This window comes from Flavobacterium hydrophilum (assembly GCF_003202405.1).
GTDB lineage: Bacteria > Bacteroidota > Bacteroidia > Flavobacteriales > Flavobacteriaceae > Flavobacterium > Flavobacterium hydrophilum.
Genome location: NZ_QJHL01000004.1, coordinates 279049 through 296237 on the forward strand (window position 1 = coordinate 279049; position 17189 = coordinate 296237).

The 17189-nt window shown below is 31.5% G+C and carries 16 protein-coding genes; 10 read left to right on the forward strand and 6 right to left on the reverse strand.

What is annotated here, in order from left to right:
• Position 1 precedes the first annotated feature (1 nt).
• From DMB68_RS16765 to DMB68_RS16795, 7 genes are all read left to right on the forward strand, one after another.
• Positions 2 to 931 (forward strand): methyltransferase domain-containing protein, encoded by a 930-nt coding sequence (locus DMB68_RS16765; RefSeq protein WP_165830157.1) that lies wholly within the window; start codon positions 2 to 4, stop codon positions 929 to 931.
• 192 nt (positions 932 to 1123) lie between these two features.
• Positions 1124 to 1915, forward strand: coding sequence for a hypothetical protein (locus DMB68_RS16770; protein ID WP_110347794.1), 792 nt, complete (start codon positions 1124 to 1126; stop codon positions 1913 to 1915).
• Complete coding sequence (locus DMB68_RS16775; protein ID WP_110347795.1) at positions 1899 to 2738, forward strand: class I SAM-dependent methyltransferase; 840 nt, start codon at positions 1899 to 1901, stop codon at positions 2736 to 2738. The genes DMB68_RS16770 and DMB68_RS16775 overlap by 17 nt, the downstream gene beginning before the upstream one ends.
• Before the next feature lie 98 nt (positions 2739 to 2836).
• Entirely contained in the window at positions 2837 to 3871 is a 1035-nt protein-coding gene (locus tag DMB68_RS16780; protein WP_110347796.1) for a glycosyltransferase, read from the forward strand.
• A complete protein-coding gene (locus DMB68_RS16785; protein WP_110347797.1) occupies positions 3868 to 4938 on the forward strand; it encodes a glycosyltransferase family 4 protein in 1071 nt (356 codons plus the stop codon). Before DMB68_RS16780 ends, DMB68_RS16785 begins: the two co-directional genes overlap by 4 nt.
• A gap of 29 nt (positions 4939 to 4967) precedes the next feature.
• On the forward strand, positions 4968 to 6317 hold the full coding sequence (locus DMB68_RS16790; protein ID WP_110347798.1) for an O-antigen ligase family protein: 1350 nt from the start codon (positions 4968 to 4970) through the stop codon (positions 6315 to 6317).
• A 60-nt stretch (positions 6318 to 6377) separates the two neighbouring features.
• Entirely contained in the window at positions 6378 to 7772 is a 1395-nt protein-coding gene (locus DMB68_RS16795; protein ID WP_110347799.1) for a sugar transferase, read from the forward strand.
• 2 nt (positions 7773 to 7774) lie between these two features.
• On the opposite strand, the gene DMB68_RS16800 is transcribed toward DMB68_RS16795, so the two are convergent.
• A complete protein-coding gene (locus DMB68_RS16800) occupies positions 7775 to 8905 on the reverse strand; it encodes a lipoprotein N-acyltransferase Lnb domain-containing protein (RefSeq protein WP_110347800.1) in 1131 nt (376 codons plus the stop codon).
• 25 nt (positions 8906 to 8930) lie between these two features.
• Positions 8931 to 9998, reverse strand: a complete 1068-nt coding sequence (locus DMB68_RS16805) for a putative type IX sorting system protein PorV2 (RefSeq protein WP_449404079.1) — start codon at positions 9996 to 9998, stop codon at positions 8931 to 8933.
• A 188-nt stretch (positions 9999 to 10186) separates the two neighbouring features.
• On the opposite strand from DMB68_RS16805, the gene DMB68_RS16810 reads away from it, so the two are divergent.
• Together DMB68_RS16810 and DMB68_RS16815 are read left to right on the forward strand one after the other, a co-directional pair.
• A complete protein-coding gene (locus DMB68_RS16810; protein WP_110347802.1) occupies positions 10187 to 10897 on the forward strand; it encodes a CDP-alcohol phosphatidyltransferase family protein in 711 nt (236 codons plus the stop codon).
• A gap of 10 nt (positions 10898 to 10907) precedes the next feature.
• Complete coding sequence (locus DMB68_RS16815; protein ID WP_110347803.1) at positions 10908 to 11759, forward strand: glycoside hydrolase family 25 protein; 852 nt, start codon at positions 10908 to 10910, stop codon at positions 11757 to 11759.
• A gap of 94 nt (positions 11760 to 11853) precedes the next feature.
• Here the strand turns inward: DMB68_RS16815 and lptB are convergent, their stop codons facing one another.
• From lptB to DMB68_RS16835, 4 genes are all read right to left on the reverse strand, one after another.
• Positions 11854 to 12594: an LPS export ABC transporter ATP-binding protein gene (lptB, locus tag DMB68_RS16820; RefSeq protein ID WP_031455966.1), complete on the reverse strand. Its 741-nt coding sequence runs from the start codon at positions 12592 to 12594 to the stop codon at positions 11854 to 11856.
• A gap of 139 nt (positions 12595 to 12733) precedes the next feature.
• A complete protein-coding gene (locus DMB68_RS16825; protein WP_110347804.1) occupies positions 12734 to 13084 on the reverse strand; it encodes a carboxymuconolactone decarboxylase family protein in 351 nt (116 codons plus the stop codon).
• Positions 13077 to 13892 (reverse strand): twin-arginine translocase subunit TatC, encoded by an 816-nt coding sequence (gene tatC / locus DMB68_RS16830; RefSeq protein ID WP_031455964.1) that lies wholly within the window; start codon positions 13890 to 13892, stop codon positions 13077 to 13079. The genes DMB68_RS16825 and tatC overlap by 8 nt, the downstream gene beginning before the upstream one ends.
• Positions 13892 to 14857 (reverse strand): KpsF/GutQ family sugar-phosphate isomerase, encoded by a 966-nt coding sequence (locus DMB68_RS16835; protein ID WP_165830158.1) that lies wholly within the window; start codon positions 14855 to 14857, stop codon positions 13892 to 13894. Before DMB68_RS16835 ends, tatC begins: the two co-directional genes overlap by 1 nt.
• A gap of 84 nt (positions 14858 to 14941) precedes the next feature.
• On the opposite strand from DMB68_RS16835, the gene recQ reads away from it, so the two are divergent.
• Positions 14942 to 17134, forward strand: a complete 2193-nt coding sequence (recQ, locus tag DMB68_RS16840; RefSeq protein WP_110347805.1) for a DNA helicase RecQ — start codon at positions 14942 to 14944, stop codon at positions 17132 to 17134.
• The last annotated feature ends 55 nt before the right edge of the window (positions 17135 to 17189 follow it).

Here is a 17189-nt window from a genome sequence, read left to right on the forward strand (position 1 = left end):
AATGACAGAAAATATAATACATCCCGATTCTCACTCAAAATTAAAAGAGATAACTAATGATTTTTTTCTTTTTGAAGATGGATCTAAGCTACTTATTCACGACGGTACTCCAATTTTGTTTAGTACTGAATCGATATTTAGCCAAGACGATATTATCAATTCAAAAAAAACAACACAAGACAGTTCACACCTGGATACTACTAATTTTAAAAATTACATTCGAAGAAAACTGCTTCCATCAATTTGCGTTGATTTTAATATAGAAAAAAGATACGATGAACTTTATAAATTAGTTCCGGCTAATAGTAAAATGTTAATCCTGGGAGCTGGTGAGAAAATTAGTTATTATAAAAATAAATTCCCGGATTGTGAAGTAATTACTTCTGATGTCCATAATCAATTTAAGCCAGATTATATTTTTGATGGTCATTTTATTCCGTTCAGCGATAATTCTTTTGATGTAGTTTTGGCGGCTCAGGTTATAGAGCACACAATCAATCCATGGAAGTTTTGTTTAGAATTGCAAAGAGTTACAAAAGTTGGAGGTTTACTTCAAATAGAAGCGCCTCAGAGTTTTCCGTATCATGCTGAACCCTATGATTTTTTTAGATTCACATATACAGGATTTAGAAGTTTATTTTCTCAATGCGAAGTGTTAAAAGTTGATATAACAGAAGGGAATGCCGCTAATATGGCAGTTACAATATCAAATTATTTTATAAATCTTAGTTCAAAAAAAATAATCAGAAGTTGCTGGTTGTTTGTAACCAGAATACTATTTGGTTGGATCAAGTATTTAGACAAATTTCAAAGAACACCGAATAGAAGAAGCGTTTCTATGCCAAAAGGTTATGCTTTTAGATTCAAAAAGGATACGATTAAAAGAAGTTCAAAAGATTTATTAAAAGAGTTTTATAATCTGAAGAAGTAAAATCTCAGACAAACCCACATATTTTATCTTTTATTAAAATAAATTGGGGATTTAGTGGTAAGAAAGCTTGTTTAATCAGTCAGAACGCAATGATGTTTTTAATAAAAAAGAAGATTCAAAAAAAGCTTTTACAGAATCCATTGGAAGAAGTATTGGCTGATTAAGTTTGTTCTTAAAAAAACCTAAAATACAGTGAAAATTATATCCCTTTTTAGTACAAGAAACTATACATATCTTTATTATCTTTTTAAACGATCTCCAAAAGAAGTTAAAAAAGATTGTAACACATATGATGAGTTTACCAATCTTTCGAGTATTATTGATTACCTTACCGTAAAAGATTATAAGAAAATAGTTGTTGTAGCAAGTGGACCCTCAGCTAAAAATGTAACATTAGAGAAAGATACTTTGTATTTTACAACTAATAGCGCACTTGAATTAGTGAAGTCTGTTCCGCATGTTTATGTATTAAATGATTCCTATTATATTTTAAAATATTTAAAATCTATTACGAATTCTAAAGAATGGAAAACAACTATTTTTTGGTATGTTTCTACTACATCAAAAAGAAATGAACGTGCAGTAAAAATACTTGAGAGATATTTTGAAACAAAATCAAGAGAGAAGAAGGAATTTTTGATTACAAATATTGACAAGTCATTTATGCTAAAAAATGTTCATGTTGAACTCGTCGAATTTCTGAAACAAAATCTGGATATTAACTATTACGGTGTGAATTCAGGGTTTGTAACACTTGTTTTGGCGTATGTTATTTCTGTTATTTCGAATCTTGAAATTGAGATTTATGGTTTGGACATGGGAGAAAAAGAGGAAGGATATTTTGATAGAAAAAAGAAGCTTGGTAAAAGTGTAAAAGGGGAAAAAAATCGAGAAGTTGTGAAATCTTTTTTGTTAAAAGCTTATCAATCGAAAACTAAAATTATTAACCATTCAAATTTCATGACTTATGGAATTAATAAATGAATTTTCATGTTGCAAAGTATGTAACGGTAGAATTTCTAATGTAAATTCAACATTCAATCTTGTTAAATGTCAGGAATGTAAATTTGTATTTTCGAAAAAAAAATTTTCAACTGAAGATTTTATCTTAACTTATGATAGATTATATAATGCAAAAGAAAATTTAATATATAAGAAGCATTCAATTGAAGAATATAATCAGCTCAAAAAGGGTATAATTCGTATTGGGTACAACAGGAAAAGAATTATAAAAAGTATTATTACAAAACAAACTAAAAATGTTTTAGAAGTTGGATCAGGAGTTGGTTTGATTGGTATGTACTTAAAGAGATTTTATAACTTATCTTATTATGGTTTGGAGTTGGATGAAAAAACGCACCAACGTGCCCTGTCTCTTGGTGTGAATTCTGTTAACGGGGATTTTTCTAAAATGAAAACATTTAATGAAAAATTTGATGTAATTATGATGTGGGAGGTTTTAGAGCATTTACAAGATCTGGATTTGTTTTTTCAATTGGCTAAGGAAAGATTGAATACTAAAGGTATTTTTGTGTTTTCTGTTCCTAATTTTGCTAAAATTCATAATTATAAAAATGTCACAGATCAAATATACCAAAGTGGCCCTCCGGTTCATCTTAATTTTTTTACGGAAGAATCTGTGAAAGAAGTTTTGAAAAGGTATGGATTTGATAATGTTGTGATTAAAGAAAAGAAATTTCCGTATTTTAATTTTAAAGCTTCAAACTTTTATAAAATGTTTTTGAAGTCTTTAATAGGTAAATACAATGGACCAACACTATATGTTACTGCTAAGTTAAATAAATAAGAAAAGTAATTTTGTCATTCAGTTTTTGTATTATAACACATGTCATTCATCATAAGAAAGCAGAAAAGTATTTTGCTTATGGCCCTTATGTTTGGGAAATGAACATATGGTTTAAATATGTTGAAAAGGGGATTTTGGTGGCTCCATTGGAAAACAAAGAGATAACAGCAATTGATTTGCCGTATAATCATGAAAAAATTGATTTTAGAGTTATTCCAAATTTCAATTTTGTAGGTATTAAGAATGCTTTTTTTGCACTACTGAAATTGCCGAAAATTTTCTGGAAGATATTTTGGGCGATGAAAAATGCAGATCATATTCATTTGCGTTGTCCCGGAAATGTTGGCTTGGTTGGCTGTATGGTTCAGATTTTATTTCCAAATAAAATAAAAACTGCAAAATATGCCGGAAATTGGGATCCGGAAAGTAAACAGCCCTGGACTTATCGTTTGCAAAAATATATTTTGAATAACACTTTTTTAACTCGAAATATGCAAGTACTGGTTTATGGAGTTTGGGAAAATCAGTCAAAAAATATAAAACCTTTTTTTACTGCTACATATTCAGAATCAGAGAAGGAAACAATTAAAAAGACAAATCTGGATTTAGGTATTCGTTTTATTTTTGTAGGAAGTTTAGTTTTAGGGAAAAATCCATTATATGCTGTCAAATTGGCTGAAGAACTAATTAAAAAAGGGAAAAAAATTACTCTGGAATTATATGGTGATGGCTCAGAAAGACAAAATTTAGAAAATTATATTCGGGAGAATTTGCTGGAAAATCATGTAATTTTAAAAGGGAATCAGAACCAGGATGTCGTAAAAAAAGCTTACCAAAGAAGTCATTTTGTAATATTGCCTTCTAAAAGCGAAGGTTGGCCAAAAGCTATTGCCGAAGGAATGTTTTGGGGTTGTATACCAGTTGCAACTAAAGTTTCATGTGTTCCGTTTATGCTGGATTATGAAAATAGAGGTATTTTGCTGGAGATGAATTTAAAAAACGATGGAGAAAAAATAAAAGAGCTGCTGAATGATGAAAACAGTTTTTTTACTAAAAGTAAACTAGCAATTGACTGGTCACAAAAATACACTACAGATGTTTTTGAAGCTGAAATTAAAAAGCTGCTAAAATGAGGGTAGTGCAAATTATAGATTCTCTGGAAGCTGGCGGAGCAGAACGTATGGCTGTGAACTATGCAAATGCGTTAGCTAAAAAAATTGAGTTTTCAGCATTAGTTGCAACCAGAAAAGAGGGTGTTTTGAAAAATCAAATTGATTTAAAAGTACCGTATTTATTTTTGGAAAAAAAGAAAAGGATTGATGTAAAAGCCGTTTTTAAACTAAGAAAGTTTATAAAAGATAATAATGTTGATATAATTCATGCCCATAGTTCCTCTTTTTTTATTGCTGTTTTAGTAAAATTGACTTTGCTGCGTTTAAAAATTATTTGGCATGACCATTATGGAATTTCACAGGATTTGACTTTTAGAAAAAATTTGGGGCTAAAGTGGGGATCTCTTTTTTTTACCGGAACTATCGCAGTAAATGAATCATTAAAAAAATGGGCAGAATCTTATCTATGGTGTTCTAAAGTTGTTTATTTCCCAAATTTCATTCTAAATGTTTTTCAGGCAAATGAAAAAATAGAATTAAAAGGGATTACAGGTAAAAGAATAATTTGTGTAGCCAATCTTCGTCCGCAAAAAAACCATAAATTACTTATTGAGGTCGCTGATTTAATTAAAGAAAAATTTCCTGATTGGACATTTCATTTGTTTGGTAAGGACTTTGAAGACGATTATTCGGACCAAATTAAGAATAGCATCAAAAACTTAAAATTAGAAAAAAACACTTTTTTTTACGGAACGGTACAAGACGTAAGTACTGTGTTAAAACAATGCGATATTGCTGTTTTGCCTTCGCTATCAGAAGGGTTGCCATTGTCCCTTTTGGAATATGGTTTGCATCAAATGCCGGTTGTTGCAACCAATGTTGGTGAAATACCTAAAATTATTACTTCTAATAAAGAAGGTTTGATTGTAGAATCAAATAATGTGAATCAATTTGCAGATGCTCTTATTGAATTTATCCAAAATGAAAATTACAGAAATGAAGCAGGATTGATGTTAAAGCAAAAGATAATATTTAATTTTAGTGAAGAATCAGTTATTCAACAATACATTTTATGGGTGAACTCATGATTTATTTGTGTAAAATATTTTGAAATTAAATGAAAAACATTCGATTATCGTATAGTTATCTCCTTATAATCCATGCAGTAATTGCTATGGTAATTTTTATAGTGCCATTTTTATCTAAGATTTATGCACTATTAATTCCTTTAATTGGTTTTTATGCAGTGTATACTACTAAAAATAAAAATAATGAAGTTCTTTTGGTAACAGCTTACATGGTTGGGGTTGAGGTTTTTTTGCGGATGACAGGTGGTAACTTCAATAATGAATTCGTTAAGGTTAATGTGATTGTTTTCATGATTTTAGGAATGATATACAGTAATTTTTCGATTAATGCATTTGTATATTGGGTGTTTTTATTGTTATTAATTCCGAGCATATTAGTGACATCAGTTACCGCTGATTTTAATTCAGACATTCGAAAATTATTAGTTTTTAATTTATCAGGGCCTGTTTGCTTAGCAATTTCTGCGATTTACACGTATAGAAGGAAGATTTTATTTCCTGATTTACAAAATGTTGTCATTGCAATGGGATTACCGATTGTTACCACTGTAGCTTATTTGTTTTTATATAATCCAAGTGTTCGGGATGTTGTTACGGGAACACAATCAAATTTTGAGACATCAGGGGGCTTTGGACCTAATCAGGTTTCGACAATTTTAGGTTTAGGAATGTTTGTCTTTTTTTTACAATTGATTTTATTTTCAAAATCCAAAAAAATGATGCTTTTGAACGGAGTTTTATTGCTTTTTATAAGTTACAGGGCAGTGGTTACTTTTTCGAGAGGTGGTGTTATTACAGCAATAGTTATGATTATTTGCTTGTTATTTTTATTGTATTTCTTTTCGAATGCAAAAGGCAAAAGTAAATTTACTTTAGTTTTTATACTAACAGCGGTAATGGCTGGAGGGATTTGGACTTATAGTTCATTGCAAACATCAGGTCTGATTAATAAGCGGTATGCAAATAAGGATGCAATTGGAAGAACAAAAAAAGATCGTTTGGGAGGAAGAGAGAAAATCATGAATGAGGAACTGGACATTTTTATTGATAATCCTGTTACAGGTGTTGGGGCCGGAATGGGTAAAAAGATTAGGAAAGAAATTAATGGAAAAGAAGTCGCTTCACATAATGAAATAACACGTATGATAAGTGAACATGGTTTATTTGGTGTTTTTGGACTGCTGATACTTTTTATAACTCCCTTTGTTCTGTATATTAATAACAGACAACATCTGTATTTTTTATCTTTTTACTTTTTTTGGCTTTTGACTATTAATCATGCAGCTATGCGAACTGCAGCTCCGGCTTTTGTTTATGCATTATCCCTTCTCTTGGTTCAGGTTAAAGTTCCTGAAAAAGAAGAAAATTCACGCAAGTAAATTCTGTTTTTTATAATACATTTGTCTCAAATTAAAGAGCTTAAAATCAAAAAACAATATATGCAAACAAACAAAAAAATGCATTTTGAAATTTCAGAAAGAAAAGTGCTTCTTCGGCTTTTTGATATTGCTTTTATTTTGTTAGCTCTATATTTAATGGATAAGCTATTTTATTACCCGTACTTCAATTTAAGTAGTAAAGATTATTTCAGGCCAATTTTACTCATCATTTACTTGAACGGTTTCGGAGCCATCTTTGAGATATACAATCTTCAGGTAGCCAGTAATCAGTTTCAGATTCTTCGAAGTATAATCTTAACTGTAACAACAGCTGCTTTAGTATATTTATTTACACCTATTTTGTCGCCAGAACTTCCAAAACAGCGATTGGTTATTCTTATTTTTTATTTTACGATTCTTGGGGCTTTATTGCTATGGCGTTTTTTTTATGTTTATTTTCTGGCAACCCAGCGATTTTCTCAAAACGTAATTTTAATATGTAATAAGCATCAGGTTGATGAACTCGTTTTGGGTCTTGAAAATGTTGATCCCCATTACAAAATCATTGGCTTTGTAAATTCAGATTTTTTGGCGGAAAAGGATTTTTCCTTAAATTATATAAAAGAAATTGAAAAGGATGATTTATTGGCTTTTGTGAGTAAAAATAACATCTCTGAAATTATTATAGCTTCACAAAAAACTGAGGGTATTACAGCCGATTTGTATCAGCATCTGCTTCATTTACTAGAGAAAGGAAATATTATTAGAGAATACACACAGGTATACGAAAGTAAAACCCAACGTATTCCGGTTCAGTATATCGCAAGGGATTTTTATCGCTTTTTCCCGTTTAGCCGTAGTAATAATAATAAACTGTATTTATTATTAGTGAGTTTTCTTGAATTTGTTTTTTCATTAACAGGTTTGTTTCTGTGTGCCTTTTTTATTCCATTGATTTTTATTGCAAATATCTTTTGGAATAAAGGAACTTTGTTTTATACACAAGAGAGGGTAGGTAAAAACGGAAGAGTTTTCCAGATTTATAAGTTCAGGACAATGGTTGAAAATTCTGAAAGCAATGGTGCTGTTTTTGCAAAATCAAATGATAAAAGGATTACACCATTTGGTAAATTCATGCGTAAAACAAGAATTGATGAATTACCTCAGTTTATCAATGTTTTAAAGGGAGATATGGCAGTTATTGGTCCAAGACCGGAAAGACCATTTTTTGTTAAGGAAATCGCAGAAGTAATGCCATTTTATGAAACTCGCCACGTAATTAAACCTGGACTTACCGGTTGGGCACAAGTAAATTATTCATACGGGGAGTCCATAGAAGAAAGTTTGATAAAACTACAATATGATCTATATTACATCAAACATCGAAGTATATTTCTGGACTTAAGTATTACTTTCAAAACCATCACGACAGTTTTATTCTACCGAGGCCAATAATCTTATATTATTATTGGAATTCTTTTTTTATTTCTAACAGCTATTCTCACCAAAACAATTATACTGCTAATAATTAATGGTAAAACTATAAAAAAGTGTGCTTTGTTAATTATGAAAAGTGTATAGATAATCAATAAAATCAAATGTAAAACAGCAAATTTATATGTCCATTTTTTATTATTGATAGCCGATAAAATAATTAAAACAAGTAAAAATGGGCTAAATAAAAGAATGTTGTAATTCATTGCTAATTCATGATGGAAAGAATAAAATCCCATTGAAACAAAAAAGATTCCAATTAAGGATAAAATAAATAAATAGATTTTATCAATAAACTTTTTGTTTATCAGGATAATAAATGTTAGTAAAATAATATAAGTGTAAATATTATTCCACCAGGAAGCTGGTGTTTCTTTTTCAAAATTTAATAATGTTTTGCTTTTACTCACAAAAGCATGATCTTGAAAAGTTGTTTTTTCTAAACTATTTTTCAATTCAAAAGGCAGGAATATTTTTGTGCCTAACTGATCTACTTTCGTTCCGAAAATAATGCTTGTTCCTAACTGCTCGTAAAAATGACCGTCAAAATAAGGAAATAAAATACTTCTGTATGTTTTATCAGTGTCTCCTTTTTTAGTAATTATCTTTTTATCTAATGATTTATTAATGATGTCAACCACCATTGAAGTACAATTTTTATCAATAAATTTATAAGTGTAATAGCGATCTTCCGAAAGTAGCGTAGTATTTAAATTGTCAAAAAGCTTTTGTTTTATATCTTGTGGAATAAGTAGTTCTTGTTCGTAAACGCTTCTTTTTTCATAATTATACTCATTTATAAAATCAGCATATGAATGAGCAATTACAAAATATTGTAAATCACCTTTTGCAAATTTTGCTACAAAATTAGGAGTTCTAAAATCGAAAGCACCATAATTATATACAACATCAATATTGTTTGCAGTATCCGCAACACGAATGGCTGTATGCCCGAAAAAAGAATAAGATTCATTACCAAGACCGCACGTTAATACACTTATACGAGTTTCTTTTGATAATGGTAAATTTTGTCCAAAACTAAAATTGAAGATTAGTAACAGGAACATTATTTTTAGAAATGTAAAACTTTTCATTTTTGATTTTTTAAATAATAAATCCTTATCTAAAGATGCCTAAATCTACTTTAAGCGAAAAAATATTGGAGTACAAAGCAGTGCTTTGATTGCCTAAATCAGTAAGAGCATAATCAACCTGAATCCCTTTGTATTTAAATCCAAGTCCGATGTTTGGCTGAAAATTTAACTTTTCAGAATTATCCAATTGCGTAACATTCTGAAAATTGCCAGCTCCCGCTCTTAAAAAAACAAGTTCTGTATAACCAAATTCAAATCCCAACGCAGGATCAACACTTACTATATTTGATGAAATAATATCGTTAGTCTGTTCAAAACGCATATTTAAATTTGTAGCAACCAAAAGGCTGGTGTCATTATGAAACTCAAACTTTCTTGAAATTCCTAATTGTGCTTTTGGCAATGTAATCTCGGTGCTTTCTGGTAATTCCTGGTTTTCTCCAGGTATCGCATCTGAGATTTTTTTATATTCTTCTTCATCAATATTCCAGACATTATAAGTAGTTGTAATATCCCGTAACATTAATCCGAATTTCCAGTCATTTTTCTCAAACTGAAGACCAAAATCAAATCCAAAACCCCAGGAATTTGCAAATTTTCCAATAACACGCCTAATGATTTTAGCATTTACACCGTATTGAAAACCTTCAATAGGTAATTTCCTGGCATATGAAAATGTAAAACCATAATCTGCTGTAGAGAACAAACTGATACGATTGTAATCAATATTACCCTGATTGTCGATCAATTGAGTGGTGTCCATAATGTCATCGACCCCAAAACGAATCATCGAGATCCCCCAGGCACTCCTATCATCAATTCGGCTTGCATATCCAATATAATCGTATTGCGCAATATTCGCAAAATAATTGGCGTGCATTAATGAGATTTGATGATCTTGAAGATGTGTTAATCCGGCTGGATTCCAATAAACAGAATTGACATCATTAGTCGAAGCAACAACAGCACTTGACATTCCCAGAGCTGCAGCATCAACCCCAATATTCATAAACTCATTCGAATATTTTCGAACCGTTTGCGCATAATGAGAAGTGCAATTCCAAAACAATAAAAATACTAAGATTTTTTTCAACGTATTTATTTTTTCAAACCTAAGCTTGTTTAAATTTTCACCAAAAATATAATTTTTTACCGAGCTTATTTCTTCCTTTTCATAAATAATATAAAAGTAGGACGTCAGAATAAAAAACTCTATTAAAAACGCATATAAGAATGACTTATTATGCTAAATTTGCTCTTTAATCTTCAAAATTATAAAAGATGAATATCAAAAAACACATTCCTAATTTTATTACACTAATCAATCTTTTTTGTGGCTGTGTCGCAGTAGTTTTTGTTTCGGAACAAAATTATGAAATGGCTTTTTATATGGTTTGTTTAGGGATATTTTTTGATTTTTTTGATGGTTTTTTTGCAAGATTATTTAAAGTTTCGAGTCCACTTGGATTGCAATTGGATTCTTTGGCAGATATGGTAACCAGTGGAGTTGTGCCGGGATACGTTATGTTTTCGATGTTTACAAATAGTGCTCACGAATTAGGAACAAATCCAGTAATTCCATTTCTAGGATTTATTGTCACCTTAGGTTCATGTTATCGATTGGCTAATTTTAATATCGACACGCGTCAAACGGATTCGTTTATTGGCTTGCCAACTCCGGCAAATGCACTTTTTATTCTGAGTTTGCCTTTGGTTTTAAAATTTTCTGATTCATTAATGATTTTGGAAATTTTAACCAATCAATGGATTTTGCTTGTTATAACCTTATGTAGTGCGTACATTTTGAATGCCGAAATTCCGCTGTTTGCCTTAAAAATTAAAAAGTTTACTTTCAAAGACAATGTGCTTCAGATTGTGTTTTTAGCAATCTCTATTGTTTTGCTTTTGTTACTTCAATTTAGTGCAATTCCTGTAATTATCATTTTTTATGTATTGTTATCAGTCATAAATAATAAATTTTTGAAAAAGTAGTTTATCCGGAATGGCAAGAAAAACCACTTATCGCAAAACCACTTCCAAAAAAACCGGCAGATCTATTTTTAGCAGAATACTGCGTTTTATTTCTTTCTCGGTTTTTGCATTACTTTTTGTTGCAATAATCTATCATTATCGTAGAGGATTAGCCTATTATCTTGGCTTTAAAAGCAATAAAATGTCTGAAAAAGAAATTGAAGATAAGCGATTGTCTGATATCCGTAATTTTCAGGTTCTGGCAAAACATGAAGGAAAATCAATTGGATTGGATGTGTCGGAATATCAGGGCAAAATCAGTTGGTCGTATGTAGATACCTTAGAGCAAAAATATCCGTTGGATTTTGTATTTATCAGAGCAACAGTAGGCAGGGACAGAAAAGATTTTCAGTTTAAACGGAATTGGATTGGTGCCAAGAAAAACAATATGATTCGTGGAGCGTATCATTATTATCGTCCAAACGAAAATTCTATAGAGCAGGCTGATCTGTTCATTAAAACAGTAAAATTAGAAAAAGGCGATTTACCTCCTGTACTGGATATCGAAAAACTGCCAAAAAATCAATCACTGGATAGTCTCAAAAAAGGACTGAAACGCTGGTTGTTAAAAGTTGAAAATCATTATAAAGTACGGCCAATAATATATACCGGAGAAAGATACTATTCTGACTTTTTGGAAGATGAGTTTGGTGAATATCTTTTTTGGATTGCCAATTATAATTTTTACAGAGAAAAAATCGAAGACGAGTGGCTGTTTTGGCAGTTTACTGAAAAGGCAACTGTTCCTGGAATTGAACGTACAGTGGATATAAATATTTACAACGGAGATTTACAGCAATTGCAATATATAACAGTAGATTAGTTTTTATTGTGAATAGTAAGTTGCAAAAAGAAAATTGGTAAGAATTAAAACAACTATTTTAGTTCTTACCATTTATAATAGCTTAAAAGAATTTTTAGAATTCTAATTTCTTCTTTCTTAATTCGAAATTTTGACCCAAATAAACCCGGCGAACCATTTCATCTTCAACTAGTTCTTCAGGAATTCCTGCTTTTAAAATTCCTCCTTCAAACATTAAGTATGTTTTGTCAGTAATTGCCAAAGTTTCCTGAACGTTGTGATCTGTAATCAGGATTCCGATATTTTTGTTTTTTAACTGCGCTACAATTCTTTGAATATCCTCAACTGCAACCGGGTCAACTCCTGCGAAAGGTTCATCCAATAAAATGAATTTTGGATCTGTAGCCAAAGCGCGTGCTATTTCAGTACGTCTGCGCTCTCCACCCGAAAGCAAATCACCTCGATTAGTACGGATATGCTCTAAGCTGAATTCTTCGATCAAACTTTCCATTTTTGCAATTTGAGCTTCTTTAGAAAGCTTCGTCAATTGCAAAACACTTAAGATGTTATCTTCTATGCTTAGTTTTCTAAAAACAGAAGCCTCCTGTGCCAAATAACCAATTCCTTGTTGTGCACGTTTGTACATTGGGTAATCGGTGATATTTAAATCATCAAGATAGATATTCCCCTGATTTGGTTTTACCAATCCCACAATCATGTAAAAAGAAGTTGTTTTTCCGGCACCATTTGGTCCCAAAAGTCCAACAATTTCCCCCTGATTTACTTCAACGGAAATTCCTTTTACAACACTACGCCCTTTATAGGTTTTGATTAAGTTATCGGCTCTTAATTTCATTTGTTCAATTAGATAATTAGGTAATTTGAAAATGAGATAATTTCAATCCCAGATCGGCAAAATAAATAAAAATTAATTAATCAAATAAATGAATTAACATATCGTGTTAAATTATCTAATTGACTAATTGTCAAATTATCTAATTTTCCGACTCTTCCAGAGCTTCCCAAAATTCGTAAGCTCTTCTCAAATGCGGAATTACAATTGTTCCTCCAACAAGAGTTGCAATTCCCATTGCTTCCATCATTTCTTCTTTGGTAACGCCTTCTTTATGACTTGTTTCTAAATGATATTTTACACAATCATCACAACGTAAAACAGCAGAGGCCACTAAGCCCAACAGTTCTTTTGTTTTTACATCCAAAGCGCCAGGTGCATATGCATTAGTGTCTAGATTAAAAATTCGCTTTACAATTTTATTGTTGTCAGCGAGTAATTTTTCGTTCATTTTAGAACGATAGTCGTTGAACTCTTGAATGATATCAGACATTTTCTTTCATTTTATTTTTATAAACAATCCTTGAGATTAGGATGCTTACTTCGTAGATAATTAACATTGGTACAGCAACAATTGTCTGGCTCACAACATCCGGAGGTGTAACGATTGCAGCAATAATCAAAATAATTACTACAGCATATTTCCAGTATTTTCTTAAGAAAGAAGGAGTTACTAATCCTAATTTGGTTAAGAAATAAATAACTATTGGTAATTCAAAAAATAAAGCACTACCAAGAATACTTGTTTTTACCATTCCCATATACGATTCAAGCGTAAATTGATTTTTTACAATATCGCTGACAGAGAAAGTTGCAACAAAGTTTACAGACATCGGTATTACAATATAATATCCGAATATAACTCCCAGGAAGAAAAGCAATGAAGAAGTAAAAATAAATACTCTTGCATTTTTACGTTCTTTCTCATATAGAGCAGGACTGATGAATTTCCATATTTCCCATAATATATAAGGGAAACCTAAAATAAATCCGGCTAAGATACACATCCAGACAAATATATTGACCTGGCCTTCCATTTCAGTATTTTGAATAATAAAATTCAGTTCTGTTATGCAGATACTGTCTGCAAATCCCAATTGATGGGATAAGTCACAAAACCATACATAAGTGAAAAATGTAGGTCTGATAGGACCCAAGATAATTTGGTCAAACAAATAATCACTTATAAAATAAGTTGCAAAAGCCATTATCAATATTGCAATTGTACTTCTAACCAATAACCATCTTAATTCTTCAAGATGATCTAAAAACGACATTTCGCTAAGATTTTTCTTTGCCATTATACAATTCCCTCTTTTAAAATGTCATGTAAATGCAATACCCCTTTGTATTCGCCATTGTCAGAAACAATCAATTGTGTTATCGAAAAATCTTCTAAAATATTCAGGGCATCTACAGCCATGGTGTTTGAAGAAACTAGTTTTGGGTTTTTACTCATAATATCTTTGGCGGTTAAATCGGCTATTGAATCTCTGTCGTTTAGCATTCTTCTTATATCCCCATCGGTAATAATTCCTATTATTTTGTCATTTTCGATAACGGCAGTTACGCCAAGTCTTTTTTCGGAGATTTCAAAAATTACTTTTTTGACTGATGTCTCCGGTGAAACCGTAGGTTTTAAAGAATTCTCAATCATATCTTTTACACGAAGCAATAGTTTTTTTCCTAAAGCCCCACCCGGATGATAAACCGCAAAATCTTCAGGTTTAAAATCGCGCATTTCCATAAGGCATACTGCCAAAGCATCACCCATAACAAGCTGTGCTGTTGTGCTGTTTGTAGGAGCCAGATTTATAGGGCAAGCTTCCATATCAACAGTAGTGTTTAAAACATAATCAGAGCCTTTTGCTAAAAATGACGTTATATTCCCTGTCATTCCAATCAGAGTATTTCCAAAACGCTTCAATAAAGGAACTAAAGCCTTTATTTCAGGGCTATTACCGCTTTTAGAAATGCAAATGATAATGTCATCGTTCTGAATCATACCTAAATCACCATGAATCGCTTCAGAAGCATGAAGAAACATGGAAGGTGTTCCGGTTGAATTAAATGTGGCAACCATTTTTTGTGCAATGATGGCGCTTTTTCCAATTCCCGTAACAATTAATCGGCCTTTTGTTTCGTAAATACGTTGGGTTGCCTCGTAAAAATTTTCATCAAGAAAATCAATTAGCTTTGTAATTGCTTCGCTTTCAGAGAGTATTGTTTTTTTTGCGATGGCTAAAATATTTTCTTTTGTAATCAAATCAGAAAAGTTAAAATTTGTGAATGTGAAAGAAATTCGTATCTTTATGATGCAAATTTATACAAAATACCATTAATATAAAGAATGAATTCAAACGAAATTGAAATACATAAAGAATTAAAGAAGTATTTCGGCTTTAGCCAATTTAAGGGTTTGCAGGAACAAGTCATTACAAGTATTTTAAATAAGAAAAATACTTTTGTAATTATGCCAACCGGAGGCGGTAAATCTCTTTGTTATCAACTGCCTGCTTTAATTCAGGATGGGACAGCTATCGTTGTTTCTCCTCTAATTGCTTTAATGAAAAATCAGGTCGATGCCATTCGAAGTCTTTCTTCTGAAAATGGAATCGCTCATGTACTGAATTCATCTTTAACTAAAACAGAAATTGCTCAGGTTAAAAAAGATATTACCTCAGGTTTGACTAAACTTTTATATGTTGCACCGGAATCTTTGACAAAAGAAGAATATGTAGCTTTTTTACAAAGTGTGCCTATTTCATTTGTAGCAATTGATGAAGCACATTGTATTTCCGAATGGGGACATGATTTCAGACCTGAATATCGCAATCTGAAAAATATCATTAAACAGTTAGGGAAGGTTCCAATTATTGGACTTACTGCTACTGCAACTCCAAAAGTTCAGGAAGATATTCTGAAAAATCTTGATATGTCTGATGCGAGCACTTTTAAAGCATCTTTCAACAGGCCTAATTTATATTACGAAGTTCGTACTAAAACTAAAAATATCGAATCGGATATTATTCGATTTATCAAACAGCATAAAGGGAAGTCAGGAATTATTTACTGCCTAAGCCGTAAAAAAGTAGAGTCTATTGCCGAAGTTTTACAAGTTAACGGAATCAGTGCTGTTCCATATCATGCAGGTTTAGACGCTAAAACACGTGCCAAACATCAGGATATGTTTCTGATGGAAGACGTTGATGTAGTAGTTGCTACAATCGCATTTGGAATGGGAATTGATAAACCGGATGTTCGTTTTGTAATTCATCATGATATTCCAAAATCACTTGAAAGTTATTATCAGGAAACAGGCCGTGCAGGCCGAGATGGAGGAGAAGGACATTGTCTTGCTTACTACTCCTATAAAGATGTAGAAAAGTTAGAGAAATTTATGTCTGGTAAACCAGTAGCTGAACAAGAAATAGGTTTTGCTTTATTGCAGGAAGTTGTGGCTTATGCCGAAACATCAATGTCAAGAAGGAAGTTTTTATTGCATTATTTTGGTGAAGAATTTCCGGATGATGGAGATGGAGCTGATATGGATGATAACGTGCGTAATCCTAAAAATAAAATTGAAGCCAAAGATCAGGTGGTTAAGTTGTTGGAAATTGTTCGTGATACCAAACATATTTACAAATCAAAAGAAATTGTTTTTACATTAATAGGTCGTATCAATGCTGTTATCAAAGCACATAGAACAGATACTCAGTCTTATTTTGGTTCCGGTTCTGATCATGATGAAAAATACTGGATGGCATTGTTGAGACAAGTACTTGTAACAGGCTATTTGTCAAAAGATATTGAAACATATGGTGTTGTAAAAATTACTCAGGAAGGGTTGGGCTTTATTAAAAAACCAGTCTCTTTTATGATGTCTGAGGATCATGAATACAACGAGTCTGAAGATGAGGCTATTGTTACTGCATCAAAATCATCTGGAACTGCAGATGAAGTTTTGATGGGAATGTTACGTGAGTTGCGTAAAAAAGTAGCAAAAAAACTGGGTGTTCCTCCTTTTGTAGTTTTTCAGGATCCATCTCTTGAAGATATGGCTTTAAAATACCCGATTTCTTTAACAGAATTATACAATATTCACGGAGTTGGTGAAGGAAAAGCCAAGAAATATGGTAATGATTTTGTTGCTTTAATAAGCCGCTATGTAGAGGATAATGATATCATTCGCCCTGACGATTTAGTAGTAAAATCTACCGGAGTCAATTCAGCCAATAAATTATATATCATTCAGAATATAGACAGGAAATTGCCATTAAGTGATATTGCTTCTGCAAAAGGACTTACAATGGATGCCCTGATTAAAGAAATGGAAATGATTGTGTATGCAGGAACTAAATTAAATATTAAATATTGGGTTGATGATATGCTTGATGATGATCAGCAGGAAGAAATTCATGATTATTTCATGGAATCAGAATCCGATAAAATTGAAGATGCCCTTAAAGAATTTGACGGAGAATATGATATTGATGAGTTGCGTTTAATGAGAATCAAATTTATTAGTGAAGTAGCGAATTAAAATAAATTCCAAATTCCATTTCTTTGGGAAAATCAAATAAAAAATTCCAAATTTC

What these genes read in the sequence shown, in the direction of transcription:
- DMB68_RS16795 (WP_110347799.1), top strand. Translation starts at nt 6,378, where the DNA reads ATGCAAACAAACAAAAAAATGCATTTTGAAATTTCAGAAAGAAAAGTG.
- DMB68_RS16785 (WP_110347797.1), top strand. Translation starts at nt 3,868, where the DNA reads ATGAGGGTAGTGCAAATTATAGATTCTCTGGAAGCTGGCGGAGCAGAA.
- DMB68_RS16780 (WP_110347796.1), top strand. Translation starts at nt 2,837, where the DNA reads ATGAACATATGGTTTAAATATGTTGAAAAGGGGATTTTGGTGGCTCCA.
- DMB68_RS16775 (WP_110347795.1), top strand. Translation starts at nt 1,899, where the DNA reads ATGGAATTAATAAATGAATTTTCATGTTGCAAAGTATGTAACGGTAGA.
- DMB68_RS16810 (WP_110347802.1), top strand. Translation starts at nt 10,187, where the DNA reads ATGAATATCAAAAAACACATTCCTAATTTTATTACACTAATCAATCTT.
- DMB68_RS16800 (WP_110347800.1), bottom strand. Translation starts at nt 8,905, where the DNA reads ATGAAAAGTTTTACATTTCTAAAAATAATGTTCCTGTTACTAATCTTC.
- DMB68_RS16815 (WP_110347803.1), top strand. Translation starts at nt 10,908, where the DNA reads ATGGCAAGAAAAACCACTTATCGCAAAACCACTTCCAAAAAAACCGGC.
- DMB68_RS16765 (WP_165830157.1), top strand. Translation starts at nt 2, where the DNA reads ATGACAGAAAATATAATACATCCCGATTCTCACTCAAAATTAAAAGAG.
- DMB68_RS16825 (WP_110347804.1), bottom strand. Translation starts at nt 13,084, where the DNA reads ATGTCTGATATCATTCAAGAGTTCAACGACTATCGTTCTAAAATGAAC.
- DMB68_RS16790 (WP_110347798.1), top strand. Translation starts at nt 4,968, where the DNA reads ATGAAAAACATTCGATTATCGTATAGTTATCTCCTTATAATCCATGCA.
- recQ (WP_110347805.1), top strand. Translation starts at nt 14,942, where the DNA reads ATGAATTCAAACGAAATTGAAATACATAAAGAATTAAAGAAGTATTTC.
- tatC (WP_031455964.1), bottom strand. Translation starts at nt 13,892, where the DNA reads ATGGCAAAGAAAAATCTTAGCGAAATGTCGTTTTTAGATCATCTTGAA.
- lptB (WP_031455966.1), bottom strand. Translation starts at nt 12,594, where the DNA reads ATGAAATTAAGAGCCGATAACTTAATCAAAACCTATAAAGGGCGTAGT.